General features: G+C 73.3%; 20 protein-coding genes. 14 read left to right on the forward strand and 6 right to left on the reverse strand.

Annotated features, from left to right (window positions below; all coding sequences use genetic code 11):
* Positions 1–31: 31 nt before the first annotated feature.
* A complete protein-coding gene (locus HEP81_RS34240; protein WP_037655834.1) occupies positions 32–1768 on the reverse strand; it encodes a carbohydrate binding domain-containing protein in 1737 nt (578 codons plus the stop codon).
* Positions 1769–2081: 313 nt separating this feature from the next.
* On the opposite strand from HEP81_RS34240, the gene HEP81_RS34245 reads away from it, so the two are divergent.
* Positions 2082–3794, forward strand: a complete 1713-nt coding sequence (locus HEP81_RS34245) for a sigma-70 family RNA polymerase sigma factor (protein WP_037655832.1) — start codon at positions 2082–2084, stop codon at positions 3792–3794.
* Between the two features lie 170 nt (positions 3795–3964).
* On the opposite strand, the gene HEP81_RS34250 is transcribed toward HEP81_RS34245, so the two are convergent.
* Positions 3965–4588, reverse strand: a complete 624-nt coding sequence (locus HEP81_RS34250) for a TetR/AcrR family transcriptional regulator (protein WP_037655830.1) — start codon at positions 4586–4588, stop codon at positions 3965–3967.
* Between the two features lie 202 nt (positions 4589–4790).
* Here HEP81_RS34250 and HEP81_RS34255 point away from each other — a divergent pair, with 202 nt between their 5' ends.
* The 4 genes from HEP81_RS34255 (at position 4791) to HEP81_RS34270 (ending at position 10882) form a co-directional block, all read left to right on the forward strand.
* Positions 4791–6998, forward strand: a complete 2208-nt coding sequence (locus tag HEP81_RS34255; RefSeq protein ID WP_078967373.1) for an MMPL family transporter — start codon at positions 4791–4793, stop codon at positions 6996–6998.
* 124 nt (positions 6999–7122) lie between these two features.
* A complete protein-coding gene (gene msrA / locus HEP81_RS34260; protein ID WP_037655828.1) occupies positions 7123–7644 on the forward strand; it encodes a peptide-methionine (S)-S-oxide reductase MsrA in 522 nt (173 codons plus the stop codon).
* A 99-nt stretch (positions 7645–7743) separates the two neighbouring features.
* The gene (locus HEP81_RS34265) at positions 7744–10572 is read left to right on the forward strand and encodes a winged helix-turn-helix domain-containing protein (protein WP_172637031.1); all 2829 of its coding nucleotides are present in this window, start codon (positions 7744–7746) and stop codon (positions 10570–10572) included.
* 112 nt (positions 10573–10684) lie between these two features.
* Complete coding sequence (locus HEP81_RS34270) at positions 10685–10882, forward strand: hypothetical protein (RefSeq protein WP_037655827.1); 198 nt, start codon at positions 10685–10687, stop codon at positions 10880–10882.
* Positions 10883–10919: 37 nt separating this feature from the next.
* On the opposite strand, the gene HEP81_RS34275 is transcribed toward HEP81_RS34270, so the two are convergent.
* Positions 10920–11486 (reverse strand): potassium channel family protein, encoded by a 567-nt coding sequence (locus HEP81_RS34275; RefSeq protein ID WP_078967372.1) that lies wholly within the window; start codon positions 11484–11486, stop codon positions 10920–10922.
* Positions 11487–11918: 432 nt separating this feature from the next.
* Here HEP81_RS34275 and HEP81_RS34280 point away from each other — a divergent pair, with 432 nt between their 5' ends.
* Both HEP81_RS34280 and HEP81_RS34285 read left to right on the forward strand, forming a co-directional pair.
* Positions 11919–12434, forward strand: a complete 516-nt coding sequence (locus HEP81_RS34280) for an SHOCT domain-containing protein (protein WP_037655825.1) — start codon at positions 11919–11921, stop codon at positions 12432–12434.
* 49 nt (positions 12435–12483) lie between these two features.
* Positions 12484–12954 (forward strand): DUF7144 family membrane protein, encoded by a 471-nt coding sequence (locus HEP81_RS34285; protein ID WP_037655823.1) that lies wholly within the window; start codon positions 12484–12486, stop codon positions 12952–12954.
* Positions 12955–13128: 174 nt separating this feature from the next.
* On the opposite strand, the gene HEP81_RS34290 is transcribed toward HEP81_RS34285, so the two are convergent.
* Entirely contained in the window at positions 13129–14214 is a 1086-nt protein-coding gene (locus tag HEP81_RS34290; protein WP_037655821.1) for an NAD(+)/NADH kinase, read from the reverse strand.
* A 273-nt stretch (positions 14215–14487) separates the two neighbouring features.
* Here HEP81_RS34290 and HEP81_RS34295 point away from each other — a divergent pair, with 273 nt between their 5' ends.
* The 4 genes from HEP81_RS34295 (at position 14488) to HEP81_RS34310 (ending at position 18019) form a co-directional block, all read left to right on the forward strand.
* Positions 14488–14637 (forward strand): hypothetical protein, encoded by a 150-nt coding sequence (locus HEP81_RS34295; RefSeq protein WP_161250034.1) that lies wholly within the window; start codon positions 14488–14490, stop codon positions 14635–14637.
* Between the two features lie 81 nt (positions 14638–14718).
* On the forward strand, positions 14719–16233 hold the full coding sequence (locus tag HEP81_RS34300) for a purine-cytosine permease family protein (protein WP_037655820.1): 1515 nt from the start codon (positions 14719–14721) through the stop codon (positions 16231–16233).
* Positions 16234–16418: 185 nt separating this feature from the next.
* Positions 16419–16817, forward strand: a complete 399-nt coding sequence (locus tag HEP81_RS34305; RefSeq protein WP_037655818.1) for an SseB family protein — start codon at positions 16419–16421, stop codon at positions 16815–16817.
* Positions 16818–16921: 104 nt separating this feature from the next.
* Positions 16922–18019 (forward strand): hypothetical protein, encoded by a 1098-nt coding sequence (locus HEP81_RS34310; protein ID WP_093680205.1) that lies wholly within the window; start codon positions 16922–16924, stop codon positions 18017–18019.
* A 230-nt stretch (positions 18020–18249) separates the two neighbouring features.
* On the opposite strand, the gene HEP81_RS34315 is transcribed toward HEP81_RS34310, so the two are convergent.
* Both HEP81_RS34315 and HEP81_RS34320 read right to left on the reverse strand, forming a co-directional pair.
* Positions 18250–18648, reverse strand: coding sequence for a MarR family winged helix-turn-helix transcriptional regulator (locus HEP81_RS34315; RefSeq protein ID WP_037655817.1), 399 nt, complete (start codon positions 18646–18648; stop codon positions 18250–18252).
* A 43-nt stretch (positions 18649–18691) separates the two neighbouring features.
* Positions 18692–19048 (reverse strand): VOC family protein, encoded by a 357-nt coding sequence (locus tag HEP81_RS34320; protein WP_037655816.1) that lies wholly within the window; start codon positions 19046–19048, stop codon positions 18692–18694.
* 295 nt (positions 19049–19343) lie between these two features.
* Here HEP81_RS34320 and crcB (HEP81_RS34325) point away from each other — a divergent pair, with 295 nt between their 5' ends.
* From crcB (HEP81_RS34325) to crcB (HEP81_RS34335), 3 genes are read left to right on the forward strand one after another with little or no spacing between them, the layout of a single operon-like run.
* On the forward strand, positions 19344–19808 hold the full coding sequence (crcB, locus tag HEP81_RS34325; protein ID WP_037655815.1) for a fluoride efflux transporter CrcB: 465 nt from the start codon (positions 19344–19346) through the stop codon (positions 19806–19808).
* Complete coding sequence (locus tag HEP81_RS34330) at positions 19805–20191, forward strand: DUF190 domain-containing protein (RefSeq protein WP_037655814.1); 387 nt, start codon at positions 19805–19807, stop codon at positions 20189–20191. Before crcB (HEP81_RS34325) ends, HEP81_RS34330 begins: the two co-directional genes overlap by 4 nt.
* Positions 20188–20556, forward strand: coding sequence for a fluoride efflux transporter CrcB (crcB, locus tag HEP81_RS34335; protein ID WP_037655813.1), 369 nt, complete (start codon positions 20188–20190; stop codon positions 20554–20556). The genes HEP81_RS34330 and crcB (HEP81_RS34335) overlap by 4 nt, the downstream gene beginning before the upstream one ends.
* Positions 20557–20588 lie beyond the last annotated feature (32 nt).

Below are 20588 nucleotides of genomic sequence, written 5' to 3' on the forward strand. Positions count from 1 at the left end.
GGTACGGGACGACCCCTGCGGGGCGTGCTGCTCAGCCGAGGGCGAGATCGTCGGCGTACACACTGCCCTGGCCGTACCACCCATGGACGTACACCGTGACGGTGCCGCTGCTGCCGGTGGTGAAGGAGACCTTCAGCTGGTTCCAGATCGAACTGTTCGACCAGGTGCTGGCGGTGGCGCCGCCGCTGACGCCGAGGTAGGCGTAGGGGCCCTGGACCCAGCCGGTGAGCGTGTAGCTGTGGTTGGGGGACAGGGTGACGGTCTGGTCGCACTCGCCGGTGCCCCCGGAGTCGGGGGTGACCTGGAGGGCGTGGCCGCCCGAGTGGACGGGGGTGGAGACCAGGGTGCTGCCGCCGGTGCAGGTCCAGGGGCCGAGGCTCCCGCTCTCGAACCCGGCGTTGGTCAGCGAGCCCCCGCCGCCACCGCCCCCGCTGCCGGTGACGGTGAGCGTGTAGGTGGCGCTGTGGGTGCCGCCGGTGCCCTTGCCGGTGACCGTGATCGGGTAGCTGCCCGCGGCCACGGACGACCCGACGGCCGCCGTCAGGGTCGAGGAGCCGCCGGAGGTCACCGACGCCGGGCTGAAGGAGACGGTGACGCCGGAGGGCGCGCCGGAGGCGGTGAGGGCCACGGACTCGGCGCTGCCCGAGGTGGTGGCGGTGGCGACGCTCGCGGTCGCGGAGCCGCCCTGGGCGACCGAGGCGGAACCGGGGGAGAGGGACAGTGAGAAGTCACTGCTCGTACCGCCGCCACCGCCCCCGCCGCCCGAACTGCCCTCGTACGGCACGAAGGCGTCCGTGAACGCCAGGCTGCTCTGGCTGATCTCGCTGCACGTGGGCAGGGAGTTGGCGCTGCCGCCGCACGGCTGGTCCCGGTTGACCGACCAGAAGGCGAGCCGCCCCACGCCGTTCTGCGCGGCGAAGCTCTCGACCGTCTGGGCGTCGGCCAGGGTGAACGTGGAGCCGTCGTCGTTCTTGCCGATCATCGGGGTGATGCCGAGATTGGCGTAGCCGTACCCCGGGTCGACGGACTGCATCTGCGCCAGTGTGGCCTTGGCCGCGTCGATCGCGCCCTGGCCCATCTCGGCGCCCGTACCGGCGTAGTAGTCCATGGTCATGATGTTGACCACGTCTATCTTGACGCCCGCGTTCTTGGCGGCCTTGAGGATGTTGACGCCGTCATTGGTCAGCCCGCTCGTCAACACCGGCAGGGTGATGGAGAACTGGAGGTTCGGGTTGGCCGCCTTGAGGTCCTTCATCGCCTGCATCTGGCGGGCCGCGGCGGCGGTGTCCGCGACGGCGGCGCCCTCGACGTCGAAGTCCAGCTGGGTGACGCCGTAGTCGTCGATGAGGGCCTGGTACCCGGCGTCGATGCTGCTCTGGGTGGTGCAGGTCCAGGCGAGCGGCAGGCCGCTGGCGCCGCCCGAGGAGATGATCACCGAGGCGCCCTCGGACCTGGCCCTGGCGATCTCGGGGTCGGTGTAGGAGTCGTTGCCGATGGGGAGCGTGTCGCCCCAGACCTGGTTGCAGCCCTCGCCGAGGACGAAGGCGGCCGTGTAGGCCTTGAGGTGGTGCCCGGTGATGGCGGTGTCGAGCAGGCCCTCCTGGCCGTTCGACATGTCGACGTAGGGAGCGACGGAGTAGACGCTGTTTCCCGCGGCGCCGCTCGTCGCCGCGTTGCTCGCGGGGGCGAGGGCGACGGAAGCGCCGGTGGCCGCGAGCGCGAACGCGCAGGCGGAGGCGGCGAGTCCGCCCAGTCTTGCCAGGTGCATGACAGTGTGCCCCTCTCGGGGATGCCCCTAGGTCATGGGGTGGTGGGGTGGTGGTGCCGTGCACGGCGGGGATGTTGGTACATACCAAACCGCCGCCGCATCCCTCCGTCAAGAGGACTAGACCAACTTTGAACCTGTGAACCTGGCGGCCTCCGGCCGGGGTTGAGCCGTGCCGCACCCCCGCGCCCCCTGTCGGGAACCCGTTGCCGGAAGCGACCGGAATTCGCTGCCCGACAACTGTTATCCGGGCCGCTTCGAACGGTCTCCCAGTCATCGGGAACAATCGTTCGGCGTCGAGGACGGGAAACATCTGATGAGCACACGGCACACGGATGCGGTGGAGACGGCGGCCCTGGTGATCGCGGCCCGCGAGGGCGACGCGGCGGCCCAGGACGCCCTGATCAGCGCCTATCTGCCGCTGGTCTACAACATCGTGGGGCGGGCGCTGAACGGCTCGGTGGACGTCGATGACGTGGTGCAGGAGACCATGCTGCGCGCCCTCGACGGCCTGGACGGGCTGCGTGCCCCCGAGCGTTTCCGCTCCTGGCTCGTCGCGATCGCGATGAACCAGGTCCGTAGCCACTGGCAGGACCGGCAGTCCGCGCCCGCCACCGTGGAGGAGGCGTACGACCTGGCCGACCCGGGCGCCGACTTCGTGGACCTGACGGTGGTGCAGCTCCAGCTGTCGGGCCAGCGCCAGGAGACCGCGCACGCCACACGCTGGCTGGAGCCCGACGACCGGGGGCTGCTGTCGCTGTGGTGGCTGGAGTGCGCGGGCGAGCTGACCCGCGCCGAGGTCGCCGCCGCCCTGGAGCTGACGCCGGAGCACACCGCGGTCCGCGTGCAGCGGATGAAGGCCCAGCTGGAGGCGGCCCGGGTGGTGGTAAGGGCGCTCGACGCGCGGCCCCGCTGCGAGGAGCTGCGCGGCGTGCTGGCCGCCTGGGACGGCAAGCCCTCGGCGCTGTGGCGCAAGCGCATCGCCCGGCACGCCCGCGGCTGCTCGCGCTGCTCCGGGCTGTGGAGCGGACTGATGCCCGCGGAGGGGCTGCTGGCCGGACTCGCGCTGGTCGCCGCGGCGCCCGGGCTGTTCGCCGCGCTGCGCTCCGCGTCCGCCTTCGCCGGGATGGCGCCGGTCGCGGCGGACTTCCCGTTCGACGCCTCGACCGGGACCGGCGGTCCGGGCTCGGGCGGAGGCTCGGCTTCGGGCTCAGGCTCGGTTTCCGGTTCCGGAGGCGGGCGGCGGGTCGCGCGGGGCCGTTCGGGCGGGCACGGCGGCGGACGCGGCGGCACGCGCGGCGCGACCCGGCGCCGCAGGCGCATGCGGCGCCGGGTCGTCGGTGGCGTCGTCGTGGCCTGTGTCGCGGGCGGCGGCCTCTGGTACTTCGGCATGGACAGCGGGTCCGGCGGCGGTGACACCGCCGCCGAGCGGAGCGCGAACGCCTCCGTGGCGGACCTCTCCGCGCCCAGCGCCGTACCCACCTCGGCATCGCCCTCGCCGTCCGCCTCGAAGTCCGAGAAGCCGAAGAAGCCGAAGAAGAAGCCCACCAGGAGCCCGAGTCCGAGCCCGACGAGAAAGAGCACGCCGACGCCGCGCCCGACCACTCCGCAGGCCCCGGTGCGCACCACCGCGCCCGCGCCGGCCGGTGACACGGTCAGCCAGGTGATCGCACTGGTCAACAAGGAGCGTGCGAGCGCCGGTTGCTCCGCGCTGACGGCGGATCCGCAGCTCCAGCAGGCGGCGCAGGCGCACTCCGACGACATGGCCGCGCGGAACTTCTTCGACCACGTCAACCCGGACGGCGTGGACCCCGGGCAGCGCATCACCGCCGCGGGTTACCGGTGGTCGACGTACGGCGAGAACATAGCCATGGGCCAGCAGACCCCGGCCTCCGTGATGGACTCCTGGATGCACAGTTCCGGGCACCGCGCCAACATCCTCAACTGCGCCTTCAAGAACATCGGCGTCGGTGTGCACAAGGGCCCGGGCGGCCCCTGGTGGACGCAGGACTTCGGCGCGAAGATGTGACCCGGCCCGGCTGACACCCCCTGGGCGGGGGGGGGGCCGCCCAGGGTGTCAACTCGAAACCGCGGCAAGGCCGTTGGGGGGAGCTGGTCACGGCTCGCGGTCGCGGGTCGGTTCGGCGGCCGGTCAACTCGCTTCGCCGTACGGCCCGTTCACCGGCACCCCGCCCGCCCTCACGCCCCCTCCCGGCCGCCGATCTCCCGCAGCATCCCGAACGCCCGCCGCAGCGGCGCCGGTTCCGGGTCTTCGACGCCCGCCGCGCGGTTCGCCCGCCGGGTGCGCAGCACCGCACGCACCGCGGAGAGGGCGGCGCCCGCGATCACGGCCGCCCGCAGATCGGCGTCGGGTGTGTCCCGCGGCAGCCTCTCCCGCACCAGCACCGCGAGCCGCTCCTCGAAGTCGGCGAAGGCCTGCACGAGCCGGGCCGTGACCACGTTCTCCACGTCCCCGAGCGGCCGGGTCAGGGCGGTCAGCGTGGACGCCGAGAACGGCTTGGCCGCCTCCAGCAGCGCGGCGCACACCGCGTCCAGCGGCTCCTCGTCCGCCGGCCGCGCGGCCAGCGCCCGCTCCACGTACGCGAAGATCTGCACGCCGTCCGGCAGCAGCACCTCTTCCTTGCTCTCGAAGTAGCGGAAGAACGTGCGCACGGAGACGTTCGCGTACGCGGCGATGTCCGCGACCGTGGTGCTCTCGAACCCCCGCTCCCTGAACAGTCGCGCGGCCCCTTCCAGCAGCAGGCGGCGCGTCTCCTCCTTCTTGCGTTCGCGCAGTCCGGCGGGGGTGGTCTCACTGGCCATGGCCGAAGCCTCCCGTCCTGGTGTCGCGACTGTCAATCGGCACGCGTGCCACCTTCGTGCCACCTCCGTGTCCCCTCACGGCGCCATCGCGTCCGCAAACCTTCCATAAATTGTCACGGATGCCAATTGTCATGCGTGACATTTTCTCCCTAGAGTTCGTGTCAGTCGTGACACTTTTCCCGGACAGCTTTGGAGACCCCCGGTGCCCCGAACCACCTCACACCCCTCGGCGCCCCCCGAACCGGACCCGGCCGCCCCTGAGCGCGCCCCGGGCCCCGCCGACCGCGGTCCCCTCGGCCGCCTGGGCGGCCGCTGCGCCCGGCACCCCCTGACCGTCATCGCCGTCTGGCTGCTGATCCTCGTCGCCGCCCTCACTGGCCGGCACCTCGTCGGACCCGTCTTCAGCGACCAGGTCAGCCTGCCCGGCACCGCCTCCCACACCGGCGCCGACCTGCTCGCCCGCTCCCTGCCGCAGGCGGGCCGGCCCAGCGGCAAGATCGTCTTCCACACCGAGGCTGGCACCGTGGCCGACCGGCGCTCCGGGCTCGACCGCACCCTGGCCGCGCTGCGCGGACTGCCTCATGTCACGGCCGTCGGGGCGCCCGTGACCAGCACGGACGGGCGCACCGCCCAGACCACCGTCACCTTCGACGAGCAGCTGAAGAACCTCGGCCACGGCTACACCGCCCGGCTCGACACGGCGACCGCACCCGCCCGCGCGGCGGGCCTCGGCGTCGCCTACGGCGGCGATCTCGACCAGGTCGTACGGCAGCCCGCGAACGACAAGCTCAGCGAGGGCGTCGGCGTCGTCACCGCCCTCGTCATCCTGCTGCTCGCCTTCGGCAGCGTCCTGGCCGCGCTGCTGCCCCTGGCCACGGCGCTGATCGGCGTCGGCGTCGGGCTCGGTGTGGTCGGCGTCGTCGCCGGTGTCGTCTCCTTCGCGACCTCCGCGATGACCCTCGCGGGCATGATCGGCCTCGGCGTGGGCATCGACTACGCCCTGTTCCTGACCACCCGCTTCCGGCAGGACCTGATCGACGGCCACGACCCCGTGACCGCCGCCGCCCGCACGGCCCGCACCAGCGGCCGCGCGGTGCTGATCGCCGCCCTCACCGTCGCCGTCGCCATGCTCAGCCTCTACGCGTGCGGGCTGAGCTTCATCGGCCGGATCGGGCTCGCGGCCACCCTCGCCGTCGTCGTCACCGCGGCCGCGGCCCTCACCCTGGTCCCGGCCGCCCTGGGCCTGATCGGCACCCGGATCGACCGGGTCCGGCTGCGCCGCCGCCCCGTCGCCGAGGGCACCGGCGCACGCCCCGGCGGCAACCGCTACGCCGCGCTCGTCGCCCGCCGCCCCTGGCTCTTCCTCGCCGCGGGCACCGCCATCCTCGCCGTCTGCGCCGCGCCGGCGCTCTCGCTGCGCCTCGGCCATGTGGACGCGGGCGCGGACCGGCCCGGCAGCAGCACCCGTACGGCCTACGACTGGATCGCGGCCGCCGACGGACCGGGCTTCGGCAAGGGTGCGAACGGCCCGGTCGTCACCGTGATCGACCTGAGCCGGGCGCACACCCCCGCCGACCGGATCACCACCGAGGTGACCGACGCCCTCAGGGCCACCCCCGGGGTCGCCGCCTTCACCCCCGTACGGGCCAGCCCCGACGGCAGCATCCTCGTCACCACGCTCACCCCGGCCACCGGCCCCCAGGACGCCGCCACCGGCACCCTGCTCGACACCCTCTCCGACCGGACCCTGCCCGTGGCCCTGCACGGCACCGGCGCCCGCGCCTATCTCACCGGCACCGTGGCCGGACAGGCCGACTTCCGCGCCACCATCGGCGAGCGGCTGCCGCTCGTCATCGGGATCGTGCTGCTCCTCGCCTTCCTGCTGCTCCTGGTCGTCTTCCGCAGTCTGGTGATCCCGCTGAAGGCCGTCGTCCTGAACCTGCTCACCACGGCCGCGTCCTACGGCGTCCTCGTCGCCGTCTTCCAGTGGGGCTGGGGCGACGCGCTGCTCGGTCTTTCGGAACCGGTGCCCATCGAGTCGTACGTCCCCATGATGATGTTCGCGATCGTGTTCGGGCTGTCCATGGACTACGAGATCTTCCTGCTGTCGCGGATCGCCGAGGCCTGGCACCGCACCGGAGACAACCGGCTCGCCGTGGGCGAGGGGCTGTCCGCCACCGCCCGGGTGATCTCCGCCGCGGCCCTGATCATGACCGCGGTGTTCCTGTCCTTCACCGCCTCGCCGACCGTGGTCGTCAAGATGCTGGCGCTGGGCCTCGCGATCAGCGTGATCGTGGACGCCACGGTGGTCCGGCTGGTCCTGGTGCCGTCCGCGATGTTCCTCATGGGCCGCGCCAACTGGTGGATACCGCGCCGCCTCGACGGACTGCTGCCCCGGGTGTGCGCCTGACCGCGCCGCCCGCGCGCGAAGCCGGTGGCCCTTCGCCCCTTACGCGCGGGCGGTATTACGCTGGATGACCGTGCCCCCGGCACGTCAACAGGGGTGCGGGGCCGGACGAAACAGGGAGCGACCGATGACAGCGGGAACCGAGCGAGCCGTACTGGCGGGCGGTTGTTTCTGGGGCATGCAGGATCTGGTCCGCAAGCAGCCCGGCGTGGTCGCCACCCGCGTCGGCTACAGCGGCGGCGACACCCCGAACGCCACCTACCGCGACCACGGCGACCACGCCGAGGCCATCGAGATCCTGTACGACCCCGCGGTCACCAGTTACCGGGACGTCCTGGAGTTCTTCTTCCAGATCCACGACCCGACCACCCGGGACCGCCAGGGCAACGACATCGGGCGCAGCTACCGCTCCGCGATCTTCTACGACGGCGAGGAGCAGCACCGCGTCGCCGTCGACACCATCGCGGACGTCGAGGCCAGCGGCCTGTGGCCCGGCAAGGTGGTCACCGAGCTGGCGCCGGTCGGCGACTTCTGGGAGGCCGAGCCCGAGCACCAGGACTACCTGGAGCGCTACCCGAACGGCTACACCTGCCACTTCCCGCGCCCGAACTGGAAGCTGCCGCGCCGCGCCTCGTCCACCACGGACTGAGCCGCCCCGCACCGGACACCACCCTCTCGTGTGGCGCTCCTCCCCCCAGGGGTGATCCTGGGGGGAGGAGCGGAGCGCGCTGTCCGCGACCCGACGACGATGGTGGTGACCACCATGGGCGTGCCGGACGAGACCGGAGCGGACCCCCTCGGGACCGCCGATCCCTGTGGGGACCCGTTCCTGCGGACACGGTTCGCGATCCCCACCCTCCCGGTGACCTATCTGCGCCGCGACCGGCTGCTCGGGCATCTGGACCTGGCTCCGCGCACCCCGCTGACCGTGGTCGGCGGTGCGGCCGGGGCGGGCAAGACCCTGCTGGTCGCCGACTGGGCCGCGACCCGGCGGACCCCGGTCGCCTGGCTCACCGCGCAGATGGCCGACAAGGGCCGCGGCACGTTCTGGGCCTACCTCCTCCAGGCCCTGCGGCTGGCCGGGGTGACCCTCTCCGCCGAGGTGGGCCTGCCCGCCGAGGCGGGCCGCGTGGACGACGCGCTGCTCACCCGGCTCGCGGCGGAACTCAGCGCCCGCGAGGCACCGGTGACCGCGGTCATCGACGAGTACGACCGGGTCACCGACCCGGAGATCGCCGACCAGCTGGAGTTCGTGCTCCGGCACGCGGACACCGGCGTACGACTGGTCCTCGTCACCCGCACCGAGCCGCTGCTGCCGCTGCACCGCTACCGGGCGGCCGGGGCCGTCACCGAGATCCGCAACGACGAACTGGCCTTCACCCCCGAGGAGGCCGGCGACCTGCTGGCCCTGCACGGCATACGGCTGCCGCCCGACGAGATCGGCGCGCTGCTGGCCCGCACCCGGGGCTGGGCGGCGGGACTGCGGCTCAGCGCCCTGGCCGCGCAGGGAGAGCGCGACCCGCGGTCGTATCTGAAGGAGTTCGAGGCCGACCGCACCACCATCGGCGACTATCTGATCGCCGAGGTGCTGAGGCGGCAGCGCGCCGAGACCCAGGACCTGCTGCTGCGGATCAGCGTCCTCGACCGGTTCTGCCCCGCCCTCGCCGACGCGCTCACCGGGCGCGCCGACGCCGAGCTGATCCTCACCGCGCTGCACCGCGAGAACGCCTTCGTGGAGGACCTCGGGCACTCCTGGTTCCGGCTGCACCCGCTGTTCCGGGAGATCCTGCGCGCCCATCTGCGGGCCCGCCACCCCGGCCTGGAGACCGAGCTGCACCGCCGGGCGGCGGCCTGGCTGCGGCGCCACGGACCGCTCGTCGAGACCCTGGAGCACGCCGCCGCAGCCGGCGACTGGGCGGCCGCCGCCGGAGCCCTCGTCGGCGACCTCGCCCTCGGCGAACTGCTCACAGGACCGCGCGCCGAGCCCCTGGCCGCGCTCTTCGCCGCCATGGGCCCCGAGCCGCGGACCCCGGCCACCGACCTCGTCCGCGCCGCCCGCGCACTCTCCCTCGGCGACCTCGACCGGGGCCTGCCGCATCTGGAACGTGCCACGCGGGAGCTGGAAGACGCCACGAACCGGCCGGTCCAGGAGCCGAACGGGCTCACCCGCGCGCCGCACCAGGAGCAGTCCGAACCGGCCGAGACCGCCGCCGCCCGGCTCGGCTGCGCCCTCCTGCATGTCCTCGCCGCCCGGCTGACCGGCTCTCCCGCGCGCGCCGAGGCCGCCGCCCACCGTGCCGAGGAGCTGAAGCAGGAGGTCCCCGGCCGACTCCTGGACCGGCACCCCGAGCTGACCGCCCTGCTGCGCGCCCACCTCGGCGCGGCCCGGCTGTGGGCCGGACGGTTCACGCAGGCGCGCGCGGCCCTGACCGCGGTGACGGACCACGGCCGTACGACGCCGGCGGCAGCGGCGCAGGTACGGGCCCCGGAGCCGGCGTCCCCGGTCAAGACGCGCAGCCCGGTGGCACCGGAGCGCCCCTCGACGGCTCAGGTCCGCGAGGAGTGCCTCGCCCATCTCGCCCTGCTCGACCACCTCGACGGCCACCCCGGCCGCGCCGAACGCAAGGCCCTCGCCGCGCTCGCCGCCGCCGACCACACGGACCCCTCCGTGCTCCCCGGGATCGGCCCGGCCACCCTCGTCCTGGCCGCCGTCGCCACGGACCGCGACGAACTGGACCGGGCCGAGGCACTTGTGGACGCGCCGCTCGACGCGGCCGACGTCCGGCCCCCGGCGCGCGACCCGGTGGCCCAGGCGCTGCACGCCCTGGTCACCGCACGCCTCCTGCTCGCCCGGGGCGACACCGAGGGCGCTCTGGAGGCGGCCGACCGGACCGTCGTCGCAGATGAGCCGTCCCCCTGGGCCGAGGCGCACGCGGCGCTGGTGGCCGCGGGGGCCCATCTCGCCGACGGGCGGCCCGAGCTGGCCGTCAAGCTGCTGACAGAGCTGCCGGGCGAGGACCCGCTGTGCCTGGTGGGCGCGGCCCAGGCGGAGCTGGCGGCGGGCCGCCCCGGGCACGCCCTCGACCTGCTCGACCGGATACGCCCGGGGCACACTCCCGGCCCCCTGATCGCCGTACGGTCGGCCCTGGTCGAGGCGGAGCTCGCCGGGGTCGAGGGCGACCGGGAGGCCCGGCGCCGGCTGGTGGCGCAGGCGCTGCGCGAGGCCCGGCGGGACCGGCTGCGGCGCCCCTTCAAGGAGGCGGGACCCTGGCTGCGGCCGCTGCTGGCCACCCCGGCGCTGCGCCCGCTCGCCGAGGGCTGGCTGCTGCCCGGCGCCGGCTCCCCGGACGGCACCCCGGCCGTGCCCGAACCGCCGCCGATGATCGAGGAGTTGAGCGGCCGGGAACGCGATGTGCTGGTCCGGCTCGCCGAGATGATGTCCACCGAGGAGATCGCCGCCGACCTCTTCGTCTCCGTCAACACGGTCAAGACCCATCTCAAGAGCGCCTACCGCAAGCTGGGCGTGAACCGGAGGCACGACGCCGTGCACCGCGCCCGCGAACTGGGCCTGCTGTGACCGCGCGGGCCCACATCACCTGCGACGGGTGAGGCCCGGCGCCGTACCGGGGCGCAGGATCGCAGGAAGAGGGCCGGGTACGCCCGTCCGCGGCACGCGGGGAAGGCACCTCATGCGCTACGAGATTCGCGTCGACGGCGAGCTGACGGAGACGCTGGCCAAGGCGTTCCCCGAGCTGGACCACGTGGTGGTGTCCGGCCACACCATCCTGTTCGGCCGCGTCCTGGACGAGACGCAGCTGTACGGCCTGCTCGCCCGCTGCCAGTCCCTCGGCCTGCGCGTCCTGGAGATGCGCCAGGCCCCGCAGTGAGCCCCCGGACCTCCTCAGCCCTCAGACCCCTGGCCCCCTAGGGCTCCCGCCCCTTCCTGCGCAGCCCCGCGTTCACCGCCGCCGCGAGCAGCCGTACGGCCACCCCCACCAGCAGCAGTCCGCAGGCCATCTGGCACATCACCGCCACCCGGCCCGCCTCCGAGCGCGCGGTGATGTCGCCGTACCCCACGGTGGTGAACGTGGTCAGCGTGAAGTACAGGGCGTCGGTCCGGGTCAGCGGCTCGGAGAAGGAACCGGGGGTGTCGTGCTCGATGATGTGGTAAACGCTGGCGAAGACGACCAGATAGAGGCCCACCGTGGCGACCAGCGCCTCCACCGCCTTCAGCCGGGGGTACCGCGCGTTCATGATCATCCAGGCCTCCCAGCCGAAGACCACCGCGACCGCGAGCAGCCCGCACAGCAGCAGAAGGGCCGTCGCCAGGGTGGTGCGGGCGTCCAGCGGCACCAGGTAGTAGGCGGCGATCAGGGCGGTCAGGATGGCCACCGTCCGCGCGAACGACGCGGCCGCGGCCCGGCGTTCCGACCCGCTGTACAGGGAGCGCCGGGCGTCCTTCGACGGGACGCGCCTCGCTGGATCGGTCATCGCGTGTCTCTTCCGCCGCTGCTCCGCAGACGGGCCCGCCTGCGCCCGCTACCCACCTCAGCGCCCCTGCCCCCGTACGGGATCACCCGCCAGGGGTGATCCCGTACGGGCCGTCAGGGGCCACGCTGTCCTGGTGAGGTCCCCGCACAAGGCCCCGTCGGCCGGCCGGGAGCGGCCTCGGGCACGGGACGGAGGAGCCATGACCTCCCTCGCGCGACCCGGGTCCGTACGGCCCGCACGGCCCGTCCCCCGGCCGGAGCACGATCCCGACGGGGCCGCACCTCGGCGACGACCGCGCACCGGAGCCCCCCGGGCCCCGGAGCCGGCCGCCGTTCACCCGCGCAGGGTGAGGCGTCCTTCTCCCGCCGAAGCGCAGCCTGAGGACGATGGACGACCGACCACCGGGCGCGGACCCGGGACGGAGGGAACGACATGAGCGTCCAGACCTACCTCGCTTATGACTATCCGGCGCTGAGCGTCTTCTGGTCCATGCTGGTGTTCTTCCTGTGGATCATGTGGTTCGTGCTGCTCTTCCGGGTGGTCATGGACATCTTCCGCGACGACTCCATGGGCGGCGTGGCCAAGGCCGCCTGGCTGGTGTGCGTCGTCGTCCTGCCGTTCCTCGGCGTCTTCGTCTATCTGATCGCCCGCGGCAAGGGCATGGGCCGCCGCGAGGTCGAGCAGGCCCGCGCCCAGCAGCGCGCGTTCGACAGCTATATCCGCGAGACCGCCCGGGGCGGCACCTCCAGCGCCGACGAACTCACCCGGCTGTCCGAGATGAAGGCCCGCGGAGACATCACCGAGGACGAGTTCCGCAAGGCGAAGGACATGGTGTTCGCCGCCCACGGACCGGCCACGGGCACATCGGCGGGCGCGTCCGGAGGCACGGGGCCGGAATCCACCGGATCCGGCCGCTCGGGAACCGTCTCCTCCACCTCCCCGCACTGAACCGCCCCGCACCGACCTACCGCACACCGGAGAGAATCGAGGTGGCACGATGACCGCACCCCACGCACACCACAACACCGGCCCCGGCAGCGGCCCTGGCGCCGGCACCACGCGCGAGCCCACCACCAAGGAACTGTGGGCCACCGGGCTGACCGCGTTCGCCGCGGTGATGCTGCTGCTCACCGGCGTCCTGGACATCTTCCGCGGCATCATGGGGATCGCCCGGGACGACGTCTTCCTCGCCACCCGCAGCTACGTCTTCCAGTTCAGCCTCACCGGTTGGGGCTGGGTGCACCTCGTCCTGGGTGCCGTCGCCGTCATCGTCGGCCTGGGACTCATGAAGGTGTCGACCTGGGCGCGGGCGGCCGGCGTGGTGATCGCCGCGCTGATCATCATCGCCAACTTCCTGTCCCTGCCGTACTACCCGGTCTGGTCGATCGTGATGATCGCCCTCGCCGCGTTCACCATCTGGGCGCTGTGCGTGGTGCGCAAGGAAGGCAACCAGGGCCTGTTCGACTGAACCGCGCGCCGTACAGTCGGCGCCGCGGTGGAACAACCCGGCCTGCGGTGGGACGGCGTGACCCTCCGGGCGACGCTCGCGCCCCGGTTCGCGAAGGAACGCGACCGGCTCGCGGACGCCGCCCGCGAGCGTGTCAGGCGGACCGTGTCCGAGGCTCCGAGCGCACCGCTCGGGTCACGCCGTAGGGGGTGTACCTCCGGGAGCGGGATCCGGTGCGCCCGGCAGCGCCAGATGGGCGAGGTCGGCCGGGCGCGGCGAGGTCATCGGCCACAGCGGGGCGGCCCGGCCGTCGGCGAGCGCGGCCGGCGCGTCGGTGAGGTTCATCCGCTCACGCAACCGGCCGTAGAAGTCCGTCGGACCCAGCCGCACCGCCTTCAGCCGCCGGGGTGCCGCGTACACGCCGATCCAGTCGCCGGGGCTCAGTACCCCGCGCAACTGGCCGTCGATGCTGACCGCGGCCTGGCCCGAGCGTTCCAGCACCCGCAGCGCGACGGGCTCGTCCGGGGCGGCCACGACCGAGCGGTTGAACACCATGTGCGGGGCCACCGGCGTGAACACCAGCGCCTCCGCGCGCGGCGAGACCACCGGCCCCCCGGCGGCGAAGCTGTAGGCCGTGGAGCCGGTGGGCGTGGCGACCAGCAGCGCGTCCGCCGAGTAGCAGGCCAGCAGCCGGCCGGCCAGATACACCGCGACCGACACCTGCCGGTCCCGGGCCAGCTTCTCCAGGACGACGTCGTTGAGCGCGGTGACGTTCAGCGCGACTCCCCAGTCGCCGCCCGCCGCGCAGTCCACGCGCACCCGGGGCGGCGGCAGCATCGGCCCGCGCCCGTACTGCATCAGCGCCTCCATCTGCGCGGGCACCTCAAGGCGGCACGACGCCCGCATGGTGAGCAGCATCCGGCTCTCCACGGTGATCCGCTCCTCGCGCACGGCGTCCAGCGCCGCCCGTACGGCCGGGGCCGGCACCTCGGTCAGAAAGCCCACCCGTCCGAGGTCCACGCCGAGCACCAGGGCGTCGTTCTCCGCCGCGAGCCGGGCGCCGCGCAGGAAGGTGCCGTCACCGCCGAGCGTGACGATCAGGTCCGGGTCGCCCGCCGCGTCGACCTCCGCGCGGGCGCTGTGCCGCGCGCCCTCCTGCCATACGTCGATGTCGGTGCACTCCACCGCGTGCTCCGCGCACCAGTCGCGCACCGCCCCCGCGGCCGCCTGCGCCTCGGCGCGCCCGCCGTGCACGACCAGGCCGACACGGTTCACCGTCATACCCGCACCACCCGCCTCCGAGCCGGCCTCTGCCGTGCGCCATCCTCGCCGGGGACGGCACCGGGCCCGTGCACGCCACGCCGCCGGTCGGCATCGGAGTGCGTACCCCCCGTCGACCGGGGCCGCGTCGATCCGGGGCCGTCCCGATCCGGGTCCGCGTCGGTCCAGGGGCCGCACCGCGGCGGTTTCACCCGTCCGCCCCCTCATGACACCCCCGCCGGGCGGGTACTCGGGGCGTGCCCACAGACGTACGCACGGCGGGGGAGGCCCCCGATGAGCGAATACACCACCCCTTCCCAGGCCGAGGGCGAGCGGGAGCCGGAGGACATGGGGGCGGCGCAGCCGACCCGCACCACTCCGTCCCAGGCGGAAGGGCCCGCCGAGGAGAACCCCGAGCAGGACGTCGAGGAGGGCCGCGACTGACGAGGATCCCGAGTGCCTTGCGTTGCGGCCCCCGCGGTGCCGACCTAGCGTGATCTCGACACGTCAGACAGGTAGGCCGTGATGACGCATCCGCGCGACCCCCTCGGCATCACCGACAACAGGGCCGCCGCCCGCCCGATCCAGCTGGAGACGCACGGGCTCGACGTGATCGGGGACGCGGACCGCAGGGGTACCCCGCGCATGCTGTTCTGGCCCTGGTTCGGGGCGAACGTCTCCGTGCTCGGGCTCAGTTACGGCGCCTTCGCGTTCGGCTTCGGCATCTCCTTCTGGCAGGCCCTCGTCGCGGGCACCATCGGCATCGTCGTCTCGTTCCTGCTGTGCGGCTTCGTCTCGGTCGCCGGCAAGCGCGGCTCGGCGCCCACGATGGTGCTCAGCCGCGCCGCCTACGGGGTGCGCGGCAACCGGCTGCCGTCGGTGGTCTCCTGGATGCTCACCGTCGGCTGGGAGACCGCCCTCATCTCGCTCGCCACGCTGGCCACCGCGACCGTCTTCACCAGCCTCGGCTGGGGCGGCGGCACCGAGACCAAGGTGGTCGCCCTGATGGTGGTGGCCGCGCTGACCGTCGTCGCCGGGGTCATCGGCTTCGACCTGATCATGCGGCTCCAGACGGTCATCACCGTGGTCACCGGCGTACTGACCCTCGTCTACGTCGGCCTCGTCGCCCACCAGGTCGACTGGGACGCCGTCAAGGCGGTGCCGGGCGGATCCGCGCAGCAGATGATCGGCGCGCTGGTGTTCATGATGGCGGGCTTCGGCCTCGGCTGGATCAACGCCGCCGCCGACTACTCCCGCTATCTGCCGCGCGACTCCTCGGGCCGGGGCGTGATCGGCTGGACCACCTTCGGGGGCTCGCTCGCGCCCGTGCTGCTGCTGGTCTTCGGCGTACTGCTGGCCGGGTCCTCGCCGCAGCTGAGCCGGTCCATCGCCGACGACCCGATCGGCGCCCTGACCACCATCCTGCCCACCTGGTTCCTGGTGCCGTTCGCCGTGGTCGCCGTGCTCAGCCTGGTCGGCGGCGCCGTCCTCGACATCTACTCCTCCGGCCTCGCCCTGCTCTCCGCCGGACTGCGCGTGCCCCGCTATCTGGCCGCGCTCTGGGACGGCTGTCTGATGATCGCCGGCTCGATCTACATCGTCTTCTTCGCCGGCGGCTTCCTCGGCCAGTTCATGGGCTTCCTCACCACGCTCGGGGTGCCCGTCGCCGCCTGGTCCGGCGTCATGCTGGCCGACCTCGCGCTGCGCCGCCGCAACTACGACGACGGCGACCTGTTCCGCCCGTACGGCCGCTACGGCGACGTCCCGCTGGTGCCCCCGCTGCTCACCCTCGCGGCCACGGCCGTGGGCTGGGGCCTGGTCACCAACACCGCCGCGCACTGGCTGGGCTGGCAGGGCTACCTCCTCGGACCGCTGGGCCTCGGCGGCCGTACCGGCGCGTGGGCGTACGCCAACCTGGGCGTCGTGGTCGCCCTCGTCATCTCCTTCCTCGGCACCCTGCTGCTCAGCAGGCGCCGGGTGCGCGCCCAGGAGGCCCTGGCCCCGAGCCCGGCGCCGGGCGAGGAGGTCCTCAGGGCCTGAGCACCGCCTCGCGTCCCGTGCGCCGGACCGCCACCATTTCGCACACTTGCCCGAGTCCGGGCCCCGCCCCGCGCCTCTTGCGGTTCGCACGCATGCCTCGGGCCCGCACCGGGTACGCGAGGCGGGAGCCCGCCCGGGCAGCCGTCCGGGTGGCCCGTACGACCACCGCTACCTGGGGATCTGCCATGGAGACACCCGCACACGACGCCCTTCCGACGCCCGCCCAGCAGGCGCTGGACGACCTGGTCGCCAATGCCGAGGACCAGAGGGCCCTGGACACCCTCGCCCACAGCGACGTGCTCGTCCCCGTGCCGGACGACGCGATCGACGGCGAGGGCGCCGACGCCACGACGGTGGCTCTGCCCATCCTGGAACAGCCCGGGGGAGACCCGGTCGTCCCCGTCTTCACCACGGAGAACGAGATGGCCGAACTCCTGCCCTTCGTCTCCCGCTACCGCCTCATCCCGCTGGGCGCGCTCGCCTCGCAGTGGCCGGACGAGGAGATCTCCCTGGCGATAGACGGCAGCTCGGAGCACGCGCTCACGCTGACGTCCCAGGGGGTGCGGACGCTGCTGGCCCGCTGAGGGCGCCTCCCCGGAGGGCGGGGGAGCGCGGCAGGCCGCCGCGGACCGGCGGGCGGCCGCGCCCGAAGTCGATCACCATCCCCCGCGCGCGCCAAAATACGGTCATGGAATACATCGCCGGCACCGCGGGCGCCCTGCTGCTCCTCGCCGTGCTGAGCAGCATCCTGCGCACCCTCGTCGTCCCGAGGGGCCTCTACTCCACGCTGGTCTTCCGCCTGTGGTGGCTGCTGCGCAGGCTCCTGCGGCTGACCACTTTGCGCGGTGACTACGAGGCCATCGACCGCGCCCAGACCTGGCTGGCGCCCCTCATGCTGATCGGCATGCTCGCCAGCTGGCTCATCGGCGCCCTGCTCGGCTTCGGGCTGCTGCTGTTCGCGCTGTCCTCACTGACCTGGACGACCGCGTTCCGCGAGGCCGGCTCCAGCCTGTTCACGCTCGGCTTCGCCAGCGGCGCCCGGTGGAAGCTGTCGGTCCTCGACTTCTTCGCGGCGGCCACCGGGCCGGTCCTGATCGCGCTCCAGATCGCCTACCTGCCCACGCTCTACGCCGCCTACAACCGCCGCGAGGTCGAGGTGACCCTCCTCCAGGCGAGGGCGGGCGAGCCCTCCTGGGGCCCGGAGATCCTGGCCAGGCAGTGGCTGGTCGACACCGAGACCGCGCTGCCTGAGCTGTACCGGGCGTGGGAACGGCTGGCCTCGGACATGGGCGAGAGCCACTCCACCTACCCGGTGCTGCTGACGTTCCGCTCCCCGCGCCCGTACCGCAGCTGGCTGGTGGGACTGGTCGCCGTGATGGACGCGGCGGCGCTCCAGCTCGCCCTGGATCCGAAGTCAGCGCCGCCGGAGGCCCGCCTGGTACTGCGGGCCGGGTTCAGCGCGCTGCGCGACATCGCCCGCGCGGTGCGGGCCCCCTTCGAGGAGGACCCCGCGCCGAACGCGCCCATCCGGCTCACCTACGCCGAGTTCGACGCGGCCGTGGCGATGCTGGACTCGACCGGCTTCCGCGCCGAGCGCACCCCCGAGGAGGCATGGCCCCACTTCCGGGGCTGGCGGGTCAACTACGAGGCCGTCGCCTATGAACTGTGCCGCCGCTGCGACGCCGTACCGTCCCTGTGGACCGGCCCCCGCGACTTCCCGACGACCCCGATCCCGCCGCGCCGCCCGATGGACCGCCGCCCGGACGACCCACCGGAGGGCGTCTGACCTCCACGAGCGGCACCAGACCCCGCGAGCCCGGCATGATCCAAACGAGCGCGGCCCTAGGCCTGTCTGACAATTCCCGTCTGCCGCGCGACGCCATGCACGCACTCTCGCGGCACCGGGCGCAGACCCGAGTACGTCCAGTACGAGGGCCTACGCCCGGCACCCCGAGAGCACGCACCTGACGCCGCGCGGCCGCCCTCCGGGCGACGACGGGAATGGTCAGACAGGCCCTAGCCCTCCGGCTCGGCCAGCATCCGCCCGAGGACGGCCCGTTGCACCGGCAGTACCTCGGTGTGCAGGGCGCGGCCCTTGGCGGTGAGGGCGACCCAGACGCCCCGGCGGTCCTCGGCGCACACCGAGCGTTCCACCAGGCCGTCCTTCTCCAGCCGGCCGATCAGCCGGGACAGAGCGCTCTGGCTGAGATGCACCCGGCCGACCAGGTTCTGCACCCGGCAGTGGTCGCCCTCGCGGGGCGATTCGGCGGCCAGGATGTCCAGCACCTCGAAGTCGCTGGCGCCCAGCCCGTAGGGGTGCAGCGCACGGTCGATCTCGCACATCGTGCGCGCGTGCACGGCGAGGATGTCCCGCCAGCGTTCCTCGAGCCGGGCATCGGCCGATTTCACTGCCATACCGGCACCGTAGCACCGATCCAGCCACTCGTTGAGTGTGCAACTACTTTTCGGTGGCGGGATCCTGGAGCAGCCCCACCATGTTGCCGTCCGCGTCCTTCACGGAGGCCACGAGACGTCCGTTGCCGACGTCCCGGGCGTCCTGGACGAGCTCCGCGCCCGCCGCCACCAGCGCCGCCAGCCGCTCCCGCAGATCGGTGACATGCCAGAACGGCACCGGCCCGGTCAGGCCCTGCGCGTGCCCGTTCGGGTCGAGACCGACGTCCTGACCCCCGGCCTTGAACCCGATGTAGTAGGGCTCGTCGGCGTACGGCTCGACGCCCAGCAGCGCGGCGAACAGGGCCTTGGCCCGCTCCGGGTCCTTGACGGGGTAGATGATCGTCTGCACACCGGCGGTCATATGGCTCACTCCTTGCGAGTCAAAGGGTCAGGGGTACGAGGCCCGACGGGCCCCCCTTCGGTGCTCCCACGCTAGGCCGGGCAGGCCCACCACGGCTTCTCGAATCCTGACCGGTTCCGCCCCCGGCCCCGTTCGGCCACGGCTGCCGTGCGTCGTCCTCTCCGTCAGAAGAAGAGTGGGTGAACGCTTCGGCGGACGGACCACCGCATGGCCGGGCCGTCGCGGATCCGGCGGTAATGTGGTGCCCGGCCGTGATCACCCACCGGGGGTCGGCCGAGCAGGAGACGTAAGAACGATGACAACCCCCGAAGCCGACACCCTTCGCGCCCGCCTCGCACCGCACCGGCGGATGCGGTGGCGTGCCCAGGGCCCCGTCGTCGCGGTGGTCGCGGTCGGCGGCGCCCTCGGTGCCTGCGCCCGCTACGGACTCAGCCTCGCCTGGCCCACCGCACCCGACGGCTTCCCCTGGGCGACCTTCTGGACCAACCTCATCGGCTGCGCCGTGATGGGCGTGTTCATGGTGTTCATCACCGAGGTGTGGGCCGCCCACCGCCTCGTCCGCCCCTTCTTCGGCACCGGTGTCCTCGGCGGCTTCACCACCTTCTCCACCTACACCGTCGACATCCGCCGCCTGGTCGAGGCCGGCCGCCCCGGGATCGGCCTCGTCTATCTGGTGGCGACGCCCTGCGCGGCCCTCGCGGCGGTGTGGCTCGCCGCGGCCACCGTCCGCCGGGTGCTGACCAGGAGGGAACAGGCATGACCTCGCTCACCGGCCGCGCGCTGCGGCTGACCGTGTACATCGGCGAGGACGACACCTGGCACCACAAGCCCCTCTACAGCGAGATCGTGCACCGCGCGCACGCCGCGGGGCTCGCGGGCGCCAGCGTCTTCCGGGGCATCGAGGGCTACGGCGCCTCCTCCCGTATCCACACCTCCCGACTGCTCTCGCTCAGCGAGGACCTGCCGGTCGCGGTGGTCGTCGTGGACACCGAGGAGCGCGTCCGGGCCTTCCTGCCCCAGCTGGAGGAACTGGTCCGCGAGGGCCTGGTCACGCTGGACGAGTGCGAGGTCGTACGGTACGTCGGCCGGGCGCCAGGGCCGGACCCCGCCACGGCCGGCCCGGAAGCTGAGGAACCGTTGTGAACTGGCTGCTCGTCGTGGCCGGAGCCGTGGTCGGCGCGCCCGCGCGCTACCTCACCGACCGCGCCGTGCAGTCCCGGCACGACTCGGTCTTCCCCTGGGGCACCTTCGTGGTGAACGTCGTCGGCAGCCTGATCCTCGGGCTCGTCACCGGCGCCGTCGCCACCGGGGCCGCGGGACCCCGGCTGCAACTCCTGCTCGGTACCGGTCTGTGCGGGGCGCTGACCACGTACTCGACCTTCTCCTACGAGACCCTGCGGCTGACCGAGGCCGGCTCCGGCCTCTACGCTTCGGTGAACGTCGTCGCCGGCGTGGCGGCCGGGCTGGCCGCGGCCTTCGCCGGGTACTGGCTCGCCGGCGCTGTGTAGCCCGGCGCTCGGCACCCCGCGCAGCAAGTACC

Origin of the sequence: Streptomyces griseofuscus (assembly GCF_014673495.1) — a bacterium.
Classification (GTDB): Bacteria; Actinomycetota; Actinomycetes; order Streptomycetales; family Streptomycetaceae; genus Streptomyces; species Streptomyces murinus.

Excerpts from the sequence above, each read along its gene's own strand:
- HEP81_RS34270 (WP_037655827.1), top strand. The coding sequence starts at position 10,685 with ATGCGCTACGAGATTCGCGTCGACGGCGAGCTGACGGAGACGCTGGCC.
- HEP81_RS34250 (WP_037655830.1), bottom strand. The coding sequence starts at position 4,588 with ATGGCCAGTGAGACCACCCCCGCCGGACTGCGCGAACGCAAGAAGGAG.
- HEP81_RS34305 (WP_037655818.1), top strand. The coding sequence starts at position 16,419 with ATGGAGACACCCGCACACGACGCCCTTCCGACGCCCGCCCAGCAGGCG.
- HEP81_RS34300 (WP_037655820.1), top strand. The coding sequence starts at position 14,719 with ATGACGCATCCGCGCGACCCCCTCGGCATCACCGACAACAGGGCCGCC.
- HEP81_RS34265 (WP_172637031.1), top strand. The coding sequence starts at position 7,744 with ATGGTGGTGACCACCATGGGCGTGCCGGACGAGACCGGAGCGGACCCC.
- HEP81_RS34315 (WP_037655817.1), bottom strand. The coding sequence starts at position 18,648 with ATGGCAGTGAAATCGGCCGATGCCCGGCTCGAGGAACGCTGGCGGGAC.
- HEP81_RS34240 (WP_037655834.1), bottom strand. The coding sequence starts at position 1,768 with ATGCACCTGGCAAGACTGGGCGGACTCGCCGCCTCCGCCTGCGCGTTC.
- HEP81_RS34310 (WP_093680205.1), top strand. The coding sequence starts at position 16,922 with ATGGAATACATCGCCGGCACCGCGGGCGCCCTGCTGCTCCTCGCCGTG.
- msrA (WP_037655828.1), top strand. The coding sequence starts at position 7,123 with ATGACAGCGGGAACCGAGCGAGCCGTACTGGCGGGCGGTTGTTTCTGG.
- HEP81_RS34280 (WP_037655825.1), top strand. The coding sequence starts at position 11,919 with ATGAGCGTCCAGACCTACCTCGCTTATGACTATCCGGCGCTGAGCGTC.
- HEP81_RS34245 (WP_037655832.1), top strand. The coding sequence starts at position 2,082 with ATGAGCACACGGCACACGGATGCGGTGGAGACGGCGGCCCTGGTGATC.
- HEP81_RS34330 (WP_037655814.1), top strand. The coding sequence starts at position 19,805 with ATGACCTCGCTCACCGGCCGCGCGCTGCGGCTGACCGTGTACATCGGC.
- crcB (WP_037655815.1), top strand. The coding sequence starts at position 19,344 with ATGACAACCCCCGAAGCCGACACCCTTCGCGCCCGCCTCGCACCGCAC.
- HEP81_RS34295 (WP_161250034.1), top strand. The coding sequence starts at position 14,488 with ATGAGCGAATACACCACCCCTTCCCAGGCCGAGGGCGAGCGGGAGCCG.
- HEP81_RS34290 (WP_037655821.1), bottom strand. The coding sequence starts at position 14,214 with ATGACGGTGAACCGTGTCGGCCTGGTCGTGCACGGCGGGCGCGCCGAG.
- HEP81_RS34275 (WP_078967372.1), bottom strand. The coding sequence starts at position 11,486 with ATGACCGATCCAGCGAGGCGCGTCCCGTCGAAGGACGCCCGGCGCTCC.
- HEP81_RS34320 (WP_037655816.1), bottom strand. The coding sequence starts at position 19,048 with ATGACCGCCGGTGTGCAGACGATCATCTACCCCGTCAAGGACCCGGAG.
- HEP81_RS34285 (WP_037655823.1), top strand. The coding sequence starts at position 12,484 with ATGACCGCACCCCACGCACACCACAACACCGGCCCCGGCAGCGGCCCT.